15 protein-coding genes and 4 pseudogenes are annotated in these 16740 nt (G+C 33.9%); 12 read left to right on the top strand and 7 right to left on the bottom strand.

The features are described from left to right. The first annotated feature begins 214 nt into the window (after nucleotides 1–214). The gene (locus tag ACQVV1_RS01215; RefSeq protein WP_063225050.1) at nucleotides 215–952 is read left to right on the top strand and encodes an N-acetylmuramoyl-L-alanine amidase; all 738 of its coding nucleotides are present in this window, start codon (nucleotides 215–217) and stop codon (nucleotides 950–952) included. Between the two features lie 202 nt (nucleotides 953–1154). On the opposite strand, the gene ACQVV1_RS01220 is transcribed toward ACQVV1_RS01215, so the two are convergent. Next, on the bottom strand, nucleotides 1155–1739 hold the full coding sequence (locus ACQVV1_RS01220) for a LysE family transporter (RefSeq protein ID WP_309260165.1): 585 nt from the start codon (nucleotides 1737–1739) through the stop codon (nucleotides 1155–1157). A gap of 57 nt (nucleotides 1740–1796) precedes the next feature. Between ACQVV1_RS01220 and ACQVV1_RS01225 the strand changes: the two genes are divergently transcribed. After that, nucleotides 1797–2411, top strand: a complete 615-nt coding sequence (locus ACQVV1_RS01225) for a helix-turn-helix domain-containing protein (RefSeq protein ID WP_431168472.1) — start codon at nucleotides 1797–1799, stop codon at nucleotides 2409–2411. 408 nt (nucleotides 2412–2819) lie between these two features. On the opposite strand, the gene ACQVV1_RS01230 is transcribed toward ACQVV1_RS01225, so the two are convergent. Beyond that, nucleotides 2820–3323: a BclA C-terminal domain-containing protein gene (locus tag ACQVV1_RS01230; RefSeq protein ID WP_309260166.1), complete on the bottom strand. Its 504-nt coding sequence runs from the start codon at nucleotides 3321–3323 to the stop codon at nucleotides 2820–2822. Between the two features lie 238 nt (nucleotides 3324–3561). Between ACQVV1_RS01230 and ACQVV1_RS01235 the strand changes: the two genes are divergently transcribed. Then, complete coding sequence (locus ACQVV1_RS01235; protein ID WP_431168473.1) at nucleotides 3562–4236, top strand: DUF4183 domain-containing protein; 675 nt, start codon at nucleotides 3562–3564, stop codon at nucleotides 4234–4236. A 61-nt stretch (nucleotides 4237–4297) separates the two neighbouring features. Here ACQVV1_RS01235 and ACQVV1_RS01240 read toward each other — a convergent pair. Then, nucleotides 4298–4568: pseudogene (locus ACQVV1_RS01240) on the bottom strand (DUF4183 domain-containing protein). A gap of 3 nt (nucleotides 4569–4571) precedes the next feature. Here ACQVV1_RS01240 and ACQVV1_RS01245 point away from each other — a divergent pair. Next, nucleotides 4572–5366, top strand: a pseudogene (locus tag ACQVV1_RS01245) (exosporium glycoprotein BclB-related protein); the annotation flags it as partial. 517 nt (nucleotides 5367–5883) lie between these two features. On the opposite strand, the gene ACQVV1_RS01250 reads toward ACQVV1_RS01245, so the two are convergent. Beyond that, a complete protein-coding gene (locus ACQVV1_RS01250; RefSeq protein WP_242253185.1) occupies nucleotides 5884–6435 on the bottom strand; it encodes a TetR/AcrR family transcriptional regulator in 552 nt (183 codons plus the stop codon). 188 nt (nucleotides 6436–6623) lie between these two features. Here ACQVV1_RS01250 and ACQVV1_RS01255 point away from each other — a divergent pair, with 188 nt between their 5' ends. Both ACQVV1_RS01255 and ACQVV1_RS01260 read left to right on the top strand, forming a co-directional pair. Then, nucleotides 6624–7781, top strand: a complete 1158-nt coding sequence (locus ACQVV1_RS01255) for an MFS transporter (protein ID WP_431168474.1) — start codon at nucleotides 6624–6626, stop codon at nucleotides 7779–7781. A 339-nt stretch (nucleotides 7782–8120) separates the two neighbouring features. Then, a complete protein-coding gene (locus ACQVV1_RS01260; RefSeq protein ID WP_431168475.1) occupies nucleotides 8121–8867 on the top strand; it encodes an SDR family oxidoreductase in 747 nt (248 codons plus the stop codon). Nucleotides 8868–9507: 640 nt separating this feature from the next. On the opposite strand, the pseudogene ACQVV1_RS01265 reads toward ACQVV1_RS01260, so the two are convergent. Beyond that, nucleotides 9508–10139, bottom strand: a pseudogene (locus tag ACQVV1_RS01265) (cupin domain-containing protein). Between the two features lie 277 nt (nucleotides 10140–10416). After that, nucleotides 10417–10584: pseudogene (locus ACQVV1_RS01270) on the bottom strand (HD domain-containing protein); the annotation flags it as partial. 204 nt (nucleotides 10585–10788) lie between these two features. Here ACQVV1_RS01270 and ACQVV1_RS01275 point away from each other — a divergent pair. From ACQVV1_RS01275 to ACQVV1_RS01285, 3 genes are all read left to right on the top strand, one after another. Continuing rightward, a complete protein-coding gene (locus ACQVV1_RS01275; protein WP_431168476.1) occupies nucleotides 10789–11106 on the top strand; it encodes a luciferase domain-containing protein in 318 nt (105 codons plus the stop codon). An 81-nt stretch (nucleotides 11107–11187) separates the two neighbouring features. Beyond that, entirely contained in the window at nucleotides 11188–12498 is a 1311-nt protein-coding gene (locus ACQVV1_RS01280) for a phytoene desaturase family protein (RefSeq protein WP_431168477.1), read from the top strand. Further along, nucleotides 12476–13345 carry a sigma-70 family RNA polymerase sigma factor gene (locus ACQVV1_RS01285; RefSeq protein WP_431168478.1) on the top strand — a complete coding sequence of 290 codons (870 nt, stop codon included), beginning with the start codon at nucleotides 12476–12478 and terminating at the stop codon, nucleotides 13343–13345. Before ACQVV1_RS01280 ends, ACQVV1_RS01285 begins: the two co-directional genes overlap by 23 nt. Before the next feature lie 33 nt (nucleotides 13346–13378). Here the strand turns inward: ACQVV1_RS01285 and ACQVV1_RS01290 are convergent, their stop codons facing one another. Continuing rightward, nucleotides 13379–13537: a hypothetical protein gene (locus ACQVV1_RS01290; protein ID WP_001100984.1), complete on the bottom strand. Its 159-nt coding sequence runs from the start codon at nucleotides 13535–13537 to the stop codon at nucleotides 13379–13381. A 305-nt stretch (nucleotides 13538–13842) separates the two neighbouring features. On the opposite strand from ACQVV1_RS01290, the gene ACQVV1_RS01295 reads away from it, so the two are divergent. From ACQVV1_RS01295 to ACQVV1_RS01305, 3 genes are all read left to right on the top strand, one after another. Continuing rightward, nucleotides 13843–14436 carry an O-methyltransferase gene (locus ACQVV1_RS01295; RefSeq protein ID WP_242253550.1) on the top strand — a complete coding sequence of 198 codons (594 nt, stop codon included), beginning with the start codon at nucleotides 13843–13845 and terminating at the stop codon, nucleotides 14434–14436. A gap of 313 nt (nucleotides 14437–14749) precedes the next feature. Beyond that, nucleotides 14750–15862, top strand: coding sequence for a toxic anion resistance protein (locus ACQVV1_RS01300; protein WP_000137398.1), 1113 nt, complete (start codon nucleotides 14750–14752; stop codon nucleotides 15860–15862). A gap of 24 nt (nucleotides 15863–15886) precedes the next feature. Next, a complete protein-coding gene (locus tag ACQVV1_RS01305; protein WP_431168479.1) occupies nucleotides 15887–16720 on the top strand; it encodes a DUF3974 domain-containing protein in 834 nt (277 codons plus the stop codon). Nucleotides 16721–16740 lie beyond the last annotated feature (20 nt).

A 16740-nucleotide genomic window follows, 5' to 3' on the forward strand; every position in this document is an offset into this window, starting at 1 on the left:
GCGTATTTTTCTGTATTATTATAAAAAGATTTTAAAATGAATGACAAAAAAGTAGATGCCGCAAATTAATATATTAGTTGAGGTATTATTTTTGATTTTTTCATTTAAAAAATAGATTAGCGCCCTATTTAATATTTGCAAGTGTTGTACTGGATATTTGACCGGACAATAAGACGAGCTTTGAATATGTTAATAAAAAAGGGGGTGTTGAAAAATGGCTAGATATAGTTTACATGCAGGTCACAATAGTATTGTACAGGGGGCGAATTATGGAAATCGGAAAGAACACATTATGGATCGTCAAGTTAAGGATGCAGTTGTTGCTAAACTAAGAGCATTAGGACATACAGTTTATGATGATACGGATGAAGTAGGGACAACACAAGCACAAAATTTAAATAACATTGTATCAAAAACAAATTCACATGATGTAGACTTAGTAGTTTCATTTCACTTAAACTCATACGATACGAAAGCAAATGGTGTTGAAGTACTTTACTATGATCAACAAGCTTTATCAGCAAAGATAGCAGCACAACTTTCAAAAGATATTGGCTGGTCAAATCGTGGTGCAAAGGAACGTAAAGACCTTTATGTGTTAGCGAATACGAAAGCACCTGCAATCTTAATTGAACTTGGATTTATCGATAATGAAGCAGATATGGCAAAATGGAATCCAGATAAGATTGCAAATTCAATTGTTTATGCATTAACTGGGCAATCAGGTGGGACAACTCCGCCATCCCAAAAAAATATCATTCAATCAGGAGCATTTTCACCGTATGAAACACCTGATGTAATGGGGGCATTAACGTCCCTAAAAATGACAGCTAACTTCATCTTACAATCTGATGGTCTAACATATTTTATATCTGAACCAACTTCAGATGCGCAACTTAAAGGAATGACGGATTACCTTGATCGTAAAGGCTGGTGGTATGAAGTTAAGTAAAGATTTGAGTTTAGTGGAACAGAATATTTACAAACCAATCGGCCCGAAAAAGAGGATTACTTATACTGAGTAATCCTCTTTTTAAAATTTTTATTCCGACCTAAAATTAAATAAGTAAAGCATGTAAGTGGAATGTTTATTGAAAATATCAGCCATATTTGTAAAACGTATTTTTAATAAGAAAAAAATTTAGAATTTGAATTTAATTGACTACAATTGAAATAGCACTAAAAACTAATAAAACGGCCATAATGATGTTAAATGATTTAGTATGTTTTAATAAAAGTTTTTGGAACATGGAACCAAATAAGCTCCAACTAAATGTACTCATTAACCCGACTACACCGAGAAATAATGAAAAAAGTAGATAACTTGAATATGAAGAGTAGTAAGGAAGAATAAAAGTTGATACTACAGTTAGTCCGAATAGTATCCCTTTAGGATTAACAAACTGAAGAAAAACCCCCACTGTAAATAAATTTTTATTATATTTTTCATCGGGATCTGTACTAGTTTTACTAGTTAGTATTTTAAAAGCTAAATATAGCATGTATGCTACACCTAAAATTTTTAAAGGGAACTCGATTATGGGTAGAATATTAATTAGTACAATATTAAAGAAGCTACACAAGGAAGTGAGGATGAAAAATCCGAAAGCTACTCCGAAGCAAAATTGAATACTCCTTTTTAAACCATGTTGATTGGCGTATGTCATAGCTAAAAAATTGTTAGGTCCGGGTGTGAAGCTACTTATAAAAACAAATAACAAAAAAGAAAAGATAGGCATTTCAAAACCCCCTAATTATTTCGTGTGTTATAATGACCGAAAAGAACAATATAACGTGTGCTCTTTATTATACATAACGGTCGTTATATTGTATGTAGTGTAGGAGTGTTTCTTATGGAAGAAATTCAATTTATTCTGGCGAAAAATTTAAAGACAATACGAGAGAAGGAAAAATTAAGTTTAGAAAAGGTTTCCCAATTAACAGGTGTGAGTAAAACGATGATAGGACAAATTGAACGAGGAGAGTCAAGTCCAACATTAACAACGATATGGAAAATTGCTAATGGTTTGAAAGTGTCTTTTACTTCTTTAATCAATAATCCGCAACCAGATACGAAAGTTGTTTTACGAAATGATATTCAAGTATTATCAGAAGACAATGGGAGATATAAAGTGTATCCTTCTTTTCCTTTCCAAGATGATAGGAACTTTGAAATCTATACGGTTGAAATTGAGGCAGAAGGAAAACTAAGTTCGGAAGGCCATAAAGAAGGGGCCGAAGAATTTATAACAGTGTTTGAAGGGGAATTGACAATTGAAATAAATGATTGTCAATATAAATTAAATAGTGGGGATGCAATTCGCTTTAAGGCGGATAGACCGCATTCTTATCATAATTTCGGAAGAACGCTAACACGGTTAAGTATGACCATTTATTATTCAGCTTCATAAATTTACAGCTGCCTTAAAAAACAAAGAAAGGCGTAATGATAAAAACCATCTATGAGAGATGGTTTTTATTTTTTATAATCCACAAAAAAAGACACTCATTTGAGTGTCAACCATAGTATTGCTCTCGCGTATAGGATTGGAGTATGTTTCTCAAATACGTATTGAGATGGTCCGCATTTGAGAAACTGTCTTCTTATTTAATGTAACATTGGCATAGGTAGAGTGTAAATTGATAATGTATATACGGAAAATTTAGTATAGATACTTTGTACTATGAATATAGTGCAAAGTGTTTCTTATTGCATAATCACTGTCGTGAAGTTATTGAAATATAAGCTTTAGGAATGACGTAATAGTTACTATTTTAGCATTTAAGAATGATTATTATAAAAAAGAACGAATCATTTTTTAATCAATTCGTATAATTGTTAAAGAGGCACCTGTAGAACCGCCTCCAACTAAATTAACTACGGATAATACGTCGAATAGTTGACGTGAAATTGTATTACCAGCAATTAAATTATTTATTAAATTATTATTATAATTTGAAGTTGATATTGCAGGTGAAAAAATAGATCCGGGAAGTGGGGTTGAAGAGTTTAATAGTAGCCTTGTACCAGCAAGTAAAGAAGTTGTTGTATTAACTTGATAGGTTAAATAATATCTTCCAGTAACAGGAATTGTAAATATATCATTTGAAGCGTTCACTGTAAAATTACCGAGACTTTGGTTATTAGAAAGTGGAATATTAGTTCCACCTAATATGACTGAGATGGGACCACCTAATGTATTATTGGCAAACATAGAGTTTGTAGTAATAATAGGTCCAGTAATACCTGTGGGCCCAGTATTACCTGTAAGCCTGTAAGGGAGAATAATTTCAAGAGCCAGGGAAAATAGTTCTTTTTTCATTTTCTCATTCTTATCTTGAATATAAATCACCTCATTTTTAATTAGAACGTAACCGATTTAGTATTTTGATATGGAACTATCATTTTATTATATTAATACTACTAGTTATAGCAACGGTAAAAGTTTAATATATGTAAAAACATTTGAGTATGAAAAAGTAGTCATGGAATTTTTCTAAAATGATAGATGTTTTATTTTTTTAATTAGTAAACAAAAATGTGGAATGAGGGGTATTAAATTGAACCGCAATGACAAATTGTTGTTGAATAATGGTATGATAGGCCCAGAAAATATTGGTCCTACCTTTCCGGTTCTTCCACCAATTTATATTCCAACAGGAGCAACGGGAGTAACAGGAGCAACGGGGGTAACAGGTCCAACGGGAGTAACAGGAGCAACGGGAGTAACCGGGGTAACCGGGGTAACAGGGGTAACAGGAGCAACGGGAGTAACAGGAGCAACGGGGGTAACAGGTCCAACGGGAGTAACAGGAGTAACAGGAGCAACGGGAGTAACAGGGGTAACAGGGGTAGGAGTAACAGGGGTAACAGGAGCAACGGGAGTAACAGGAGCAACGGGAGTAACAGGGGTAACAGGAGTAACAGGCCCAACGGGGGTAACAGGATCAACAGGCCCAACTGGAGTTATTGGCCCCATAACAACAACTAACTTATTATTTTACACTTTTTCCGATGGAGAGAAACTTATATATACAGATTCAGATGGGATAGCTCAATATGGTACAACTCACATATTATCTCCTGATGAGGTTTCGTATATTAATTTGTTTATTAATGGAATACTTCAACCACAACCATTATATCAGGTTAGTACTGGTCAGCTAACTTTATTGGATGATCAACCACCATTGCAAGGTTCTTCAATTATTTTGCAATTTATCATTATTAATTAAAAAAGACAGATTCTTAAATAAAAAGAATCTGTCTTTTTGTTCTACACTAAATTAGTTAAAACTAAGTGACGATAAATTCGATTGTAATTGGAATTCCGCCGTCTAATGCATCTCCGCCTGGAATTGTAATAGCGCCAGTAGGTCCAGTAGTAACGCTGGAGTTCACACTAGGTTGAAGAATGCCGTTTACATATAAGTTGTATAATACGTAAAAGTCGGAAAAGCAGTTGAGTAGTACCAGCATCGTTTAAACAAGCTGTAGCAGCAATTGCAAAAGCTGCACCAGTTCCGGTTCCAGCTCCTAGTGTAGATGTGAATCTTCTAGATGCCATATATTGAACTTACTAAATGAATTAGCACCTTCTCCAGAAGGGAATTTCTTAAAGCAATTAATTCAAAGTATTATTAACTTACTACAATCTCCTAACCCAGACCTAGGTCAATTACTTTCTTTATTACAACAATTCTTCAGTGCTCTTGCACCATTCTTCTTCTCTTTAATTCTTGATCCTGCAAGCTTACAACTTCTATTAAACTTATTAGTTCAACTAATTGGTGCTACTCCAGGAGGCGGCCCAACAGGTCCAACGGGAGATACAGGCCCAACAGGAGAAACAGGCTTAACAGGTGCAACTGGTGGCGGAGCTATTATTCCGTTCGCTTCAGGTACAACACCATCTGCGTTAGTTAACGCGTTAATAGCTAATACAGGAACTTTTCTTGGATTTGGATTTAGTCAGCCTGGTATAGCATTAACGGGTGCAACAGGTATCACATTAGCATTAGGTGTAGGTGATTATGCATTTGTAGCACCACGTGATGGGATTATTACGTCGTTAGCAGGTTTCTTTAGTGCAACAGCTGCATTAGCTCCATTATCACCTGTTCAAGTACATATACAAATATTAACTGCACCTCCAGTAAGTAATACGTTTACAGTACAAGGCGCACCTCTATTATTAACACCAGCATTTGCCGCAATAGCGATTGGTTCTACAGCATAAGGGATCATAGCTGAGGCTATCCCAGTAACGGCAGGGGATAAAATATTACTATATGTTTCGTTAACAGCAGCAAGTCCATTCGCTGCAGTAGCTGGATTTGTAAGTGCAGGTATTAATATCGTCTAACTTGTTACAATGTCTGTTTGAAATTTGAACTGGCATGTGTATATAGCCCATTGCCATCAAGCTAATTTTTTAAAGTACCCCCTAAACGAAAAATTTGTGTTTTTTATAGAACCGACATTCATTTTTATCGTTTTTGGGAACAACTAACTTTATAAGTTAATGAATATATGGTAGGTGCCAAGTTGAACGTTGATTTTTAACCATTAATACTGGTTTTGCTATTTTCTCATAAATAAACGCATATACAACATACTCCCTTCATATCTATCGGTACCTTTTACTATTGATGTGTAGTGCAGAAATAATAGTGTTGTTAAATTTTGTTCTCCAAAAGACAATAACCTCCTACCTGATGACTTGGTAGGAGGTTATTAAAATTATTTAAAACTCATTTACCTCAGCTACAATCTTCTTCATCTCAGACCACTCACCACCTGAAAGTTACAGTCACGTTTTACGTTTTTTATCACTAACTGTTTACGATTATCTTCACTATTGAAATAGCACTTGGAGAAACTTATAGATTCCTGTCTATCAAAATCCCTAGTTGTACTGCTATAACATGAGGCGGATAAGGCATCCCTTTTGTGATCCACCATTCCACAATTCCTACAAAAGATGTAACAATAAATTGCAGTATAACTTCTTCATTCAATTCTCGATTTATCAATTTTGTTGTGTCAATATCATTTTTCATTTCTTCGATGAGAAGCTCTTGGAACCGACTACGAAAAGAAGATGCTTTACTACTTGCTAACAACGTTGAAAAGAATGAATAGTTGCTCTCAAAGTATTCGAACCAGCCTACATTTGATTCTACAAAATCTAAATCCATTTCAGCTGCTGATTCGCACATTACCCTTAGTTCATTAATATGTTCTTCAATGATTTTATCCAGTAAATCAAACTTATCCGAGTAATGAAGATAAATGGTTCCTCGGTTAACATTCGCCCGATCAGCAATATCCTGAATGGTAATATCGTCAAAATTTTTATCAGACATCAGTTCGATAACAGCTTTTTTGATAGCTTCCTTGCTTTTGGTTATTCTTCTATCCACTTTAGACATTGTTAGGTCACCAAACTTTCTTTAAGATAATCAACAATTTTAATTGATATGTTTAATAATCAACGAATTGCGTTGAATTAACCATTGGATTAATTCTAATTATCTTTATAATAATAAACAGTTGTTGATTAATCAATGAATGTTTATTTTTTGAGTTTTATCATTAATGAAAGTAGGAGGCGAATTTTGTGGCTAAACGAAATAATTTGCTTATATTAATATTGACCATAGGTGTATTCGGCATCTTAAATACGGAAATGGGGATCGTTGGGATATTACCTTTAATTGCTGATCATTTTGATATCAGTATATCCACAGCAGGGTTGCTAGTGAGTCTCTTTGCACTTGCTGTTGCAATATCTGGGCCTACTATGCCGTTATTGTTTTCGGGCATAAATCGTAAGAAGGTAATGTTACTTGTACTTGGTGTTTTCGTTCTGGGTAACATTGTTTCCATATTTGCATCAAACTTTACCATTTTATTAATTGCTCGTGTGATTCCAGCCTTTTTACATCCGGTTTATGTCTCAATAGCTTTGACAACAGCAGCGGCCTCAGTTAGCAAGGAAGAAGCTCCAAAAGCTACTTCTAAAGTATTTATGGGAGTAACAGGGGGAATGGTACTTGGTGCACCAGTCTCTAGTTTTATCGCTAATACAACTTCGCTTGAAATGGCAATGTTATTCTTTACTATTGTGAATGCTATAGCATTCATTGCTATATTGCTATTTGTACCATCTATGCCTGTTAAGGAAAGACTCTCTTATGGATCTCAATTAAGTGTATTAAAAAAACCAATTACTTGGCTATCCGTTGCTGCTGTCATTTTTATAAATGCAGCGATGTATGGAGTTAGTAGTTACCTTGCTGAGTATCTTGAAACCATTACGAATATACCCGGGAAAACGATTAGTTTAATGTTATTCATATTTGGTGGGGCAAGTATAATAGGAAACATTGTCGCCGGGAAGGTGCTTACTAAAAATGCCATAAATTCTGTAGCATGTTTTCCATTTGTATTAGGAGCCGTTTACATCTTATTGTTCTTAATGGGAGAGTTCACTATACCTATGGCATTAATTATTTTGATTTTTGGAATAGTAGTGGCTATAGGGAATAATATTAGTCAATATTGGATTACGTCTGCAGCTCCAGAAGCCCCTGAATTCTCGAATGGATTGTTTCTAGCATCCGGCAACTTAGGGGTAACAATCGGTACATCGGTAGGCGGATTAGTTATATCAGGAATGGGTACACAGTACGTCGTATTAGGTGGATTCCTATTCTTAATATTGAGTTTATTATTTATTTTAATGAGAAACTATAAGTATAGTTCTATAAATTGATTTTCTAGATAGGAATTAATTCAACATTCTATAAAATTTGCCTATCATTATTGATTGTCTTATTTGCTATATGTCACTTTAATCAATGAACTCAAAAATTTAAAAAATTGCCCTACCAAAGGTTATTAGCGGGTTTTAACTTTTGAACGCGCATTATAAGAATCCTGAATGACTTAAGGGGATATGAAATGTAAATAAGGCAAAAACTGAAGAAAAGATTGATTGAAGTCATTACTCATCTAGCTTTTTATCGTGGTTGGCAAAAAGCAATGTCCAGTCATTATGATTAGAAAAGAATTGTTTTCAAAAGAAGTTTATTAAGAAAGGACGTTATTTAATATGTCTAATATTCAAGATAAAGTTGTTATTATTACAGGTGCATCTAGTGGAATTGGAGAAGCTACCGCAAAAGAACTTGCCTCAAAAGGTGCAAAGATGGTATTAGCGGCTCGCCGTGAAGACCGTCTAAAGAAATTACAAGAAGAAATTCAAAATAATGGTGGACAAGCTGTTTATAAAGTGGCAGATGTAACTTCACATGAACAAATGGAAGATTTGATTGCGTATGCTATTGAAAGATTTAGGAAAATTGATGTATTAGTCAATAATGCGGGGTTAATGCCCCAGGCTTTTTTATTTAAGAAAAAAATTGATGAATGGGATAAGATGATTGATGTTAATCTCAAAGGTGTTTTGTATTCCATCGCTGCTGTCCTTCCTTCGATGAGGGAACGTAAATCCGGTCATATTATTAATCTTTCTTCAGTAGCGGGGCATAATATTTATCCAGGCGGAACGGTATATTGTGGCACCAAACATGCAGTAAGAGCAATATCTGAAGGTTTGCGTCAAGAAGAAGCGATGAGTGGCACAAATACCCGTGTTACAAATGTATCTCCAGGGGCTGTAAACAGCGAATTGTTAGAAACTACTACTGATCCAGAATCAAAATCAGGCTTAGATGAATTTTACAAAATAGCTATTGATGCTGACAGCATTGCTCGTGCAATTGCCTTTGCAATCGAGCAACCATCTGATGTAGCTATTAATGAAATGATAATTCGCCCAACAGTTCAAGTAGGTTAATATTATCTATTTAACTTTCTTAGCTTGATAGCGATGTGTATATAGCCCTTCCTAATGTTATTAGGAGGGGCTATATTTTATGGAAAGATAGATGATAAATTAATTGAGGGTTACTCTTTGTTAAGTTGGTATAAAAGAAAAATCAAAATTTATGATTTACAATCTATTGTTTATAGCATAAGTTAAATACTTTGAAAAATTACCTATAAATAAAAAAGATGAATTCTATTAAAAACAGAATTCATCCATAAAATAAAATTGTATACAGGGAAGTAAATTATTTATCGTGAACGTTAAAATGCTATTGTTCAAATTAGTAATAAACTATTTGTTTTTATTACAGTTACATCCTTTTTTCTTTACATAGCCTTGCTCGGCTAAATCTCTTTGCGATTGGGAATTGGAAGATTGAGAATTGGAAGATTGAGAGGATGTTGATGAACTACTATTTTTATTATGAGAGTAGTTTTTTCGATAGTTATAATTACTCATAGTACAATCACCTCCAATTAAATATATAACTATTATATGTATGTACTCTATTAATTGTTACGATAAAAAATAGGAATGAGGGATATACAATAAAAAATCTCCTACGTATTTTCCGAGGAGATAAATAATTGGCTTTTAATGATATAAATTAATATCCCCAGTAAAGAGGGAAATAATATGAATCTTGATAATATAAATTTTGTTGTGGATTAGGAGGATGAGTTGCTGGGTTTATAGGTCCTCGGTTTTGATTACAGTTTGCTGGAGGACCGATTACTGTAGTGGATTGAATAGGGGATACCGCTTGTTTCCATTGTTGTTCATCGAGACAGTAAGTATGAGCCATCATATTTGTGGGAGTTAACCTTAAAATATCAGAACCAAAAATAACCTCTGGCGTTGGTGCATCAAAAATAGCTAATAAATGGGTATCATCTGCTGTAGCAACTTCATAATGCCACCACGCTTGTGGAATGTTGGCAACTTGCCCTGGTTTTATCGGTAAGTTTAATATTTGATTTGTAAATGGATTAAGTAAAGAAACAACAGCAGATCCTGAAATACAGTAAACAAGTTCAGCTGCATTTTGATGAATATGTGGTTCTACGACATTACCTGAACTTAAATAAATATCTAATAAAGAAGTGTTTTCTAAAGTATTTAATTGTTTCACGCCAAGTACATTTATATAATTTTGGGCATCTTTCTGAAAAAACTGCTTTTACTTAAATCATAAGTGAAATTAGTCGAGGGGGAGGTATAGTCGATATTGGAAATCAATTGTATTACCTGCCTTTCTATTAATAAGTAAGGTTACAAAATTAGGATATGTGTCTAGTGTTTATTAGGTGCAGTTGTTGGTATCATAATAAAATTGCCTATTCCACAAAGAATATGGGGTGTATTTCGAGTTGATAATATTGTTAAAATCGGAATTGTTAATGTTAGGTTAGGGTTAAAAAATAGAAATTTATTTCGTATTATATATTTACAGACCAATACTTTCTATAGAGGTATTGGTCTGTTATTTAAGATAGTTTTTGCTGAATAATTAATTGTGCTTTAGCAGTATTTCTGCAATTGCGAAAGGATGAATAATATATGGTTCTCCAGTTTGACGATATTGTCCATCATGCGCTTGCTCTGCAAAATGTATAGCTTTTTTCAAAAGTTTTAATTCATTCGATTGTAGATAATTTGCCTTTTGTAATAATACCTCGCTCATGTAAATCCGTCCCTTAAAATTATTTTTAATAGTAATTCTATATAATAGAATAAATCCCCTTTGAAATTATTTTAATTATGTAAAAAATAAAGGTATTGAGATTAAACTATATTCGTATATCCATTCATACTTTAGATTGATGGAAAAAAGTAATGAACGTGTTAATTTAATATTACATCAATCATTAATAAGGGGTGAAGGTTCATGTCATTTAGTGAAATGATTAGAAATGAAGTGCTCAGCTGGGCGGGTGTTTCTGAAAAACCGCATCGATTTGGTGGTATTGAAATAAATTATGGTAAGAAGGAACTTGGCCATCTTCATGGTGATAAATTAATTGATTTACCATTTCCGAAGTTAAAGCGAGATGAATTAGTGAACCAAGGATTAGTAAAAGCACATCACGTATTACCTGAATCAGGATGGATAAGTTATTATATAAAGAGTGAAGAGGATATTCCGTTTGCAATTGAATTATTTCGAATGCAATATGATCGAGTACTAAAAAATGAAGTAAAGTAGATTAATAAAAATTAATTTTTATGTCACATCCCTCCTTAATCGTTCGTCTTGTATGTAGAACGATTAAGGAGGGATTTTATTATGAATACATTTGATGTAGCAATTGTTGGTGGTGGCCTTGCTGGATTAACGGCATCTATATATTTAGCGAAAGCTGGGAGGAAAGTGATTGTATTAGAAAAGTCCAGTCGCTTTGGTGGTCGAGGGATGACTATAAATAAAAATGGGATCTATATGAATCTTGGTGCACACGCCTTATATAGAGGAGGAGCAGCATTTTTAACTTTTAATGAGCTTGGTATGAATCTACCGGGTGGAATACCATCTACAAAAGCACATGGAATATGGAAAGGGGATATATTCACCATCCCAACAGATTTTCGCTCAATTTTATCAACACCACTACTTTCGTGGTCTGCAAAAGTACAATTCTCACGTCTTATGATTCGTTTAGGGAATTTAGATATAGGAGAAGTTCCAAAAATGAGTCTAACTACATGGGCAGAAAATGAAATAAAAGATCCAATGGTTCGCAATATATTTTATGCACTATGCCGAACAACAACATATACGTTTGCTCCTACAATACAATTAGCATCTTCAGTACTAAAACAAATACAGCTTTCAATAAAAGAAGGGGTATTTTATGTAGATGGTGGTTGGGAGACAGTTATAACAAAATTAAGAGATATAGCGAATAATGTAGGGGTACAGTTTCTGGCGAATAAGCATGTTTTGGAAATAGAGCATTACGAAGATAAACAAAGAATACATTGTTTTGACAATGAGGTATTTGAAGTAGGTACAGTCATCGTGACGACTACACCGAAAGAAGCTTGTAACATAATAAAAGGTGTAGAAGGAACAAGTTTGTATAGATGGAGTGAACAATCGGTACCGGTTACTGTTGCTGCATTAGATATTGGTTTGAGACGATTACCGAATCCTACACATCAATTTGCATTAGGGTTAGATCAACCAATATTTTTCACGAATCAATCAAGAGCAGCTAAATTAAGTGAAGATGGATCAATTGCAGTGAGTCTAATTAAGTACCATAATCCTGTGCTAGAGATGAATCATATTCATGACGATAAAGAACAGTTAGAAAGCACGATGGAGTTGTTACATCCAAATTGGAAAAGAGAAGTTGTTGCACAGCAGTATTTACCGAAAATAACAGTAGTATATGATTTTCCTCATATTAACCGAGTTGAAACCCCGGGTCCTAATATCCCTGAAATACCAGGTGTTTACGTTGCAGGTGATTGGGCTGGGCATGATGAAATATTAGCTGATGCTGCAGTAGCAAGCGGGAAACGTGTAGCGTTACACATTTTAAAGCAATACGAAAGTGAGGGTGTTCATCATGGAAACGGAGCAGTTATATGAAGCGTATCAACCATTATTATTTTCGTTAGCTTACAGAATCCTTGGAAGTGTTATGGATGCTGAGGATATCGTTCAGGATGTATTTATCGCGTTAAATAATATAGAGGATCTTCAGTCTATTGAAAATATGAAAGCATATTTGTGTAAGATGGCGACAAATCGTTCAATTGATAAATTACGTTCGGCAGCGCATAAACGAAACGTGTACGTGGGGATGTGGTTACCAGAGCCACTTGTAGAAGAGAGTGATGAGCCATCAGAGTCATTTGTAATAAAAGAATCCCTTTCCACAGCATATTTATTACTTTTACAACAACTGTCTGAGGTAGAAAGGATTGTTTTCATATTAAGAGAGGTTTTCAGTTATGAGTATGAAGAAATAGCTTTAATTGTTGATAAGAGTAGTGTGAACTGTAGAAAGATCTTTCAACGTGCACGAAAAAGTATATTGGAAAAGCCGAAGCAATCAACATTAAGTACGAAGAAGATGGCTGCTTATGTTGAAAAGTTTGTATCATCATTACAGTGTGGGGATGCGCAAGGCATGTTAGAAGTGTTAAAAACAGATGCGATATTGAAAGCAGATGGTGGTGGGAAAGTTACGACTGCGATTCATCCGATTTATTCTGCGGATCGAATTATACGTTTGTTCTTTGGGATTGCGCAACGATTGACAGAAGAGTACACTGTTGATTTCAAATTGGTAAATGGTATGCCAGGAGTTATAGTTACAATAAATAATAAAATAACTTATGTTCTTTCGTTTTTATTTGAGGATGAGAAAATTTCAAATATTTATATGATGGTTAATCCTGAGAAACTTATGCATTTAAATGTGAAAATATAAAAAAGCGCATTTCTTCAGAAATGCGCTTTTTTATTATTTTTCTAACATTTCAAGAGGTACATCTTTTTCGCCAGCTACCTCAAATTTAATTTCCCCGTCTTCTTCATAAATACGTGTAATAATCGGTATAGTAATCATTAATTTTTTATGCTGCTTTCGCTTTCTAGCAGCATCTAAGCTAATCACGTTCATTGTAAGCATCCTTTCTTTTAAAGATATATAAACAAAAGAAAATGCGTCCAAAAAGGGCGCTTAATTGAATTTGAAATACCGATTCATTTAAAGGGGGTTTATATATATTTTATAACTGCAATTTTTATGAAATATAATAAGAATGGAATAATTGCACGTAGAAATTAACTTTACCAAAAAACGAAACAATATGCTATAAAAAATTATAAATCTTTGTCATATAACGGGAAAAAGGTTTTTGTTTCGCATATAATAAAAAGTAGACGGGCAGCAAGAGCTTTTTCATCATATTGCTTGGAAAGGCGATGAAAAGAATGGATACGTTAGATTCATTATTATTTCAACTTGAACAATATGGAGAAGAGCATGATCGGAATAAAAAAACACGGGAAGAAAGATTACGGAATGTTTCTCGTGAGATGGGGCAATTTTTATCAATTTTAGTAAAAGGGTGTAATGCAAAAAACATTTTAGAAATTGGGACTTCTAATGGTTATTCTACATTGTGGATAGCAAATGCGGTAGAAGAAACAAATGGAAATGTAACAACTGTAGAGCTGTCTTCAGAACGAGTTGGAGAGGCACTTGTGAATTTTGAAAAAGCGAACCTTTTACAAAGAATCGATGTTCATAATCAAGAAGCAGGGGCATTTTTAGATTCGCAATTAGATCATTCATTTGATTTTATTTTCCTAGATTCAGAGCGTACGCAATACATGTGGTGGTTTGAGCATATAAAACGCATTTTAGAACCCAAAGGACTTCTTGTTATCGATAATGCAACTTCTCATGCGAGTGAATTAGTTGAGTTTATAAAAATAATCGAAGAAGATGATACGTTTGAAACGGTGTTATTAGCGTTTCAAAAGGGAGCATTTGTAGCGCGCAAAAATAAATAGGAATGAGTGTATTCAAATTATCACATTGAATAAGGGGGAATGTCAAAAGATTGAGTGTAGCACGATTGAAAGAATGGAAATTATTCAGGTAACATATGAAGAATCCGCCTTCAGCATGTTGTTCTCTAGGTCTTAAGTCTGAGGAAAATAATGTTGAGAACAGGTATACTTATAGTAAGAAACAGGGAATGACTGCATAAGCAGGTATTTCTTGAAAATTGATTTCATATAGGCTGTTTGTACATGAAATACAATATATTAGATGAAATATAGTGCACATAAATTCGCACATATAAATAAAGGAGCGATTTTGTTGACTGAACTCGAGAAAAAAGAACCTGTATCGATTGTGAAAGATAATAATGTAGAAGTAGTGGTTGATACAGTAATAAAAGATGCAGAACTAGAGGAACTGAATAAAGAAGCTGATCTTTATGTACAAAAGTTAAATAGCGAGCAAAATACAGATTTATCGAAAGTATTGTCTCAGCTAGGAGATTTAGGGGATAAAGAGCAACAAGCAGCAGGCCAAACGTTATCAGCTTTAAAACGTCCTGTAACAGCGATGATGAATGGGAAAAATGAAGAAATTCCAAATACATTATTAGAATTACGAAAAGTAGTATCAGAGCTGGATCCGAATTCATTAAAAGCAAGTGGTATGAAGAAAATTATGTTTAAAGTATTTAAGAAAAATCCACTTGAAACATACGTGCATAAATATCAATCTATAGATAAGCAAATTGAGGAGATTATAAGATCCCTTCTAATTGGCCGTGATAACTTACAAGAAGATACGGTTGGTCTTGAAATGCTAAAAGAGCAATCGCATGATAAAATTCACGCTCTTGATAAACAAGTATACTTAGGAAGAAAGCTCGCTGGCATGCTTGAAGCAGAGAAACAAAATCCAGAGCGTCAAAGAGATATTCCATTAATTAATGATGCATTAGAAAAGATACTCGTACGTACACGTAATATGCAGCAAGCGAAAAGTGTGTTATTACAATCTATTGCATCTGTAGACATTATTAAGAAAAATAACGAAAAGCTAACAGAAGCAATACGTAATGCAATTACGATGACACAAAACGTTGTAACAGTTTCAGCTGCTATCCAGCTAGCATTAACAAATCAACGTAAAACCATCGATGCTGTAAATGCGACAAATGAAGCAATTGAATCTATGGTATTAAGTAATTCTCAGGCATTAAAACAAAATACAGAAGAAACAACGAAATTACTTGAAAATCCTGCTATTAGCATGGATAAATTACGTGAATCATTCCAAAATGTGTTCGCTGCAATTGAAGCATCTGAAAAATCATCAGAACGTATTATTGAGTCAAGTAAGAAGTTCGTTATTGAACTAGACACATTTAATGATGAGATGAAGCAGAAACTCATTCAGCGTCCAAGGAAATAGCAGATTATTAGAGGAGGTGAAAAAATGAGTTTCATTCAAACAGTACTATTATTACTCGGTACTTTGCTTTTAATAGCATTTACTGTCGTTGTATTAGTCGTATATTTCGGGCGGAAACTGTATTTTTCATGGACGAAGCCATATAAAAGAGCACACGATTCTTTAGAAAAGTTATCGAATAAATCATTACCGTTTCTACAAGAATTTACACAACACCCACTCTTTTATCGCTGGATTCGTACGGAAGGAAAGAAAGAGCAACATACATTAAACACTCTTTTCTGTGCATCGGGTCAACGTACGAGAGAGCAAGTATTCTCAATGTTACCGAAAGAAAAACAGAAAAAAGTACATGTATTGGCAAAAACAACGAAAAAACTTACAAATGAAGATATTGATGTAGCAGCGATGAAAGTAAAAGATTTTTTAAGACAAGAAACGCAGCAAACAGTAAAACCGACAGACTTATCGTTTTATAAATTGTATTTTTATGATCGATATCCAGATGCATTAAATAAAATTCAAGCGTATAAACGTTCAATAAATCCTTCATTACAAAGAACGGTTGATGATATTACAATTTCAGTATTAAATGCATTGCCGTACTATCAAGAGCAACGCATGTTTGAACAACAGCATAAACTTGAAACGTTCTTAATGAAAGATTTAACAGCGATGTTATCTTTAGTTGTACAATTACCACCATCACAACGACCAGAAAAAGAAGAAGAATTAAAAATCTACTTGCAAAATTTCCAAAAAGAAATGGAAGTAGTCGAGCGAGATATTCGCGACTCTATTGATCATGATTTGAATGTGAAGATGAGAGCAGCGACAGAGAAGTTTAAGAATAAATAAAAAAAGCGCCTTAAAAGCTT

This window comes from Bacillus basilensis (assembly GCF_050630465.1).
GTDB classification, from domain to species: domain Bacteria; phylum Bacillota; class Bacilli; order Bacillales; family Bacillaceae_G; genus Bacillus_A; species Bacillus_A basilensis.

Excerpts from the sequence above, each read along its gene's own strand:
- ACQVV1_RS01215 (WP_063225050.1), top strand. The coding sequence starts at position 215 with ATGGCTAGATATAGTTTACATGCAGGTCACAATAGTATTGTACAGGGG.
- ACQVV1_RS01220 (WP_309260165.1), bottom strand. The coding sequence starts at position 1,739 with ATGCCTATCTTTTCTTTTTTGTTATTTGTTTTTATAAGTAGCTTCACA.
- ACQVV1_RS01230 (WP_309260166.1), bottom strand. The coding sequence starts at position 3,323 with ATGAAAAAAGAACTATTTTCCCTGGCTCTTGAAATTATTCTCCCTTAC.
- ACQVV1_RS01250 (WP_242253185.1), bottom strand. The coding sequence starts at position 6,435 with ATGTCTAAAGTGGATAGAAGAATAACCAAAAGCAAGGAAGCTATCAAA.
- ACQVV1_RS01260 (WP_431168475.1), top strand. The coding sequence starts at position 8,121 with ATGTCTAATATTCAAGATAAAGTTGTTATTATTACAGGTGCATCTAGT.
- ACQVV1_RS01275 (WP_431168476.1), top strand. The coding sequence starts at position 10,789 with ATGTCATTTAGTGAAATGATTAGAAATGAAGTGCTCAGCTGGGCGGGT.
- ACQVV1_RS01280 (WP_431168477.1), top strand. The coding sequence starts at position 11,188 with ATGAATACATTTGATGTAGCAATTGTTGGTGGTGGCCTTGCTGGATTA.
- ACQVV1_RS01285 (WP_431168478.1), top strand. The coding sequence starts at position 12,476 with ATGGAAACGGAGCAGTTATATGAAGCGTATCAACCATTATTATTTTCG.
- ACQVV1_RS01290 (WP_001100984.1), bottom strand. The coding sequence starts at position 13,537 with ATGAACGTGATTAGCTTAGATGCTGCTAGAAAGCGAAAGCAGCATAAA.
- ACQVV1_RS01295 (WP_242253550.1), top strand. The coding sequence starts at position 13,843 with ATGAAAAGAATGGATACGTTAGATTCATTATTATTTCAACTTGAACAA.
- ACQVV1_RS01305 (WP_431168479.1), top strand. The coding sequence starts at position 15,887 with ATGAGTTTCATTCAAACAGTACTATTATTACTCGGTACTTTGCTTTTA.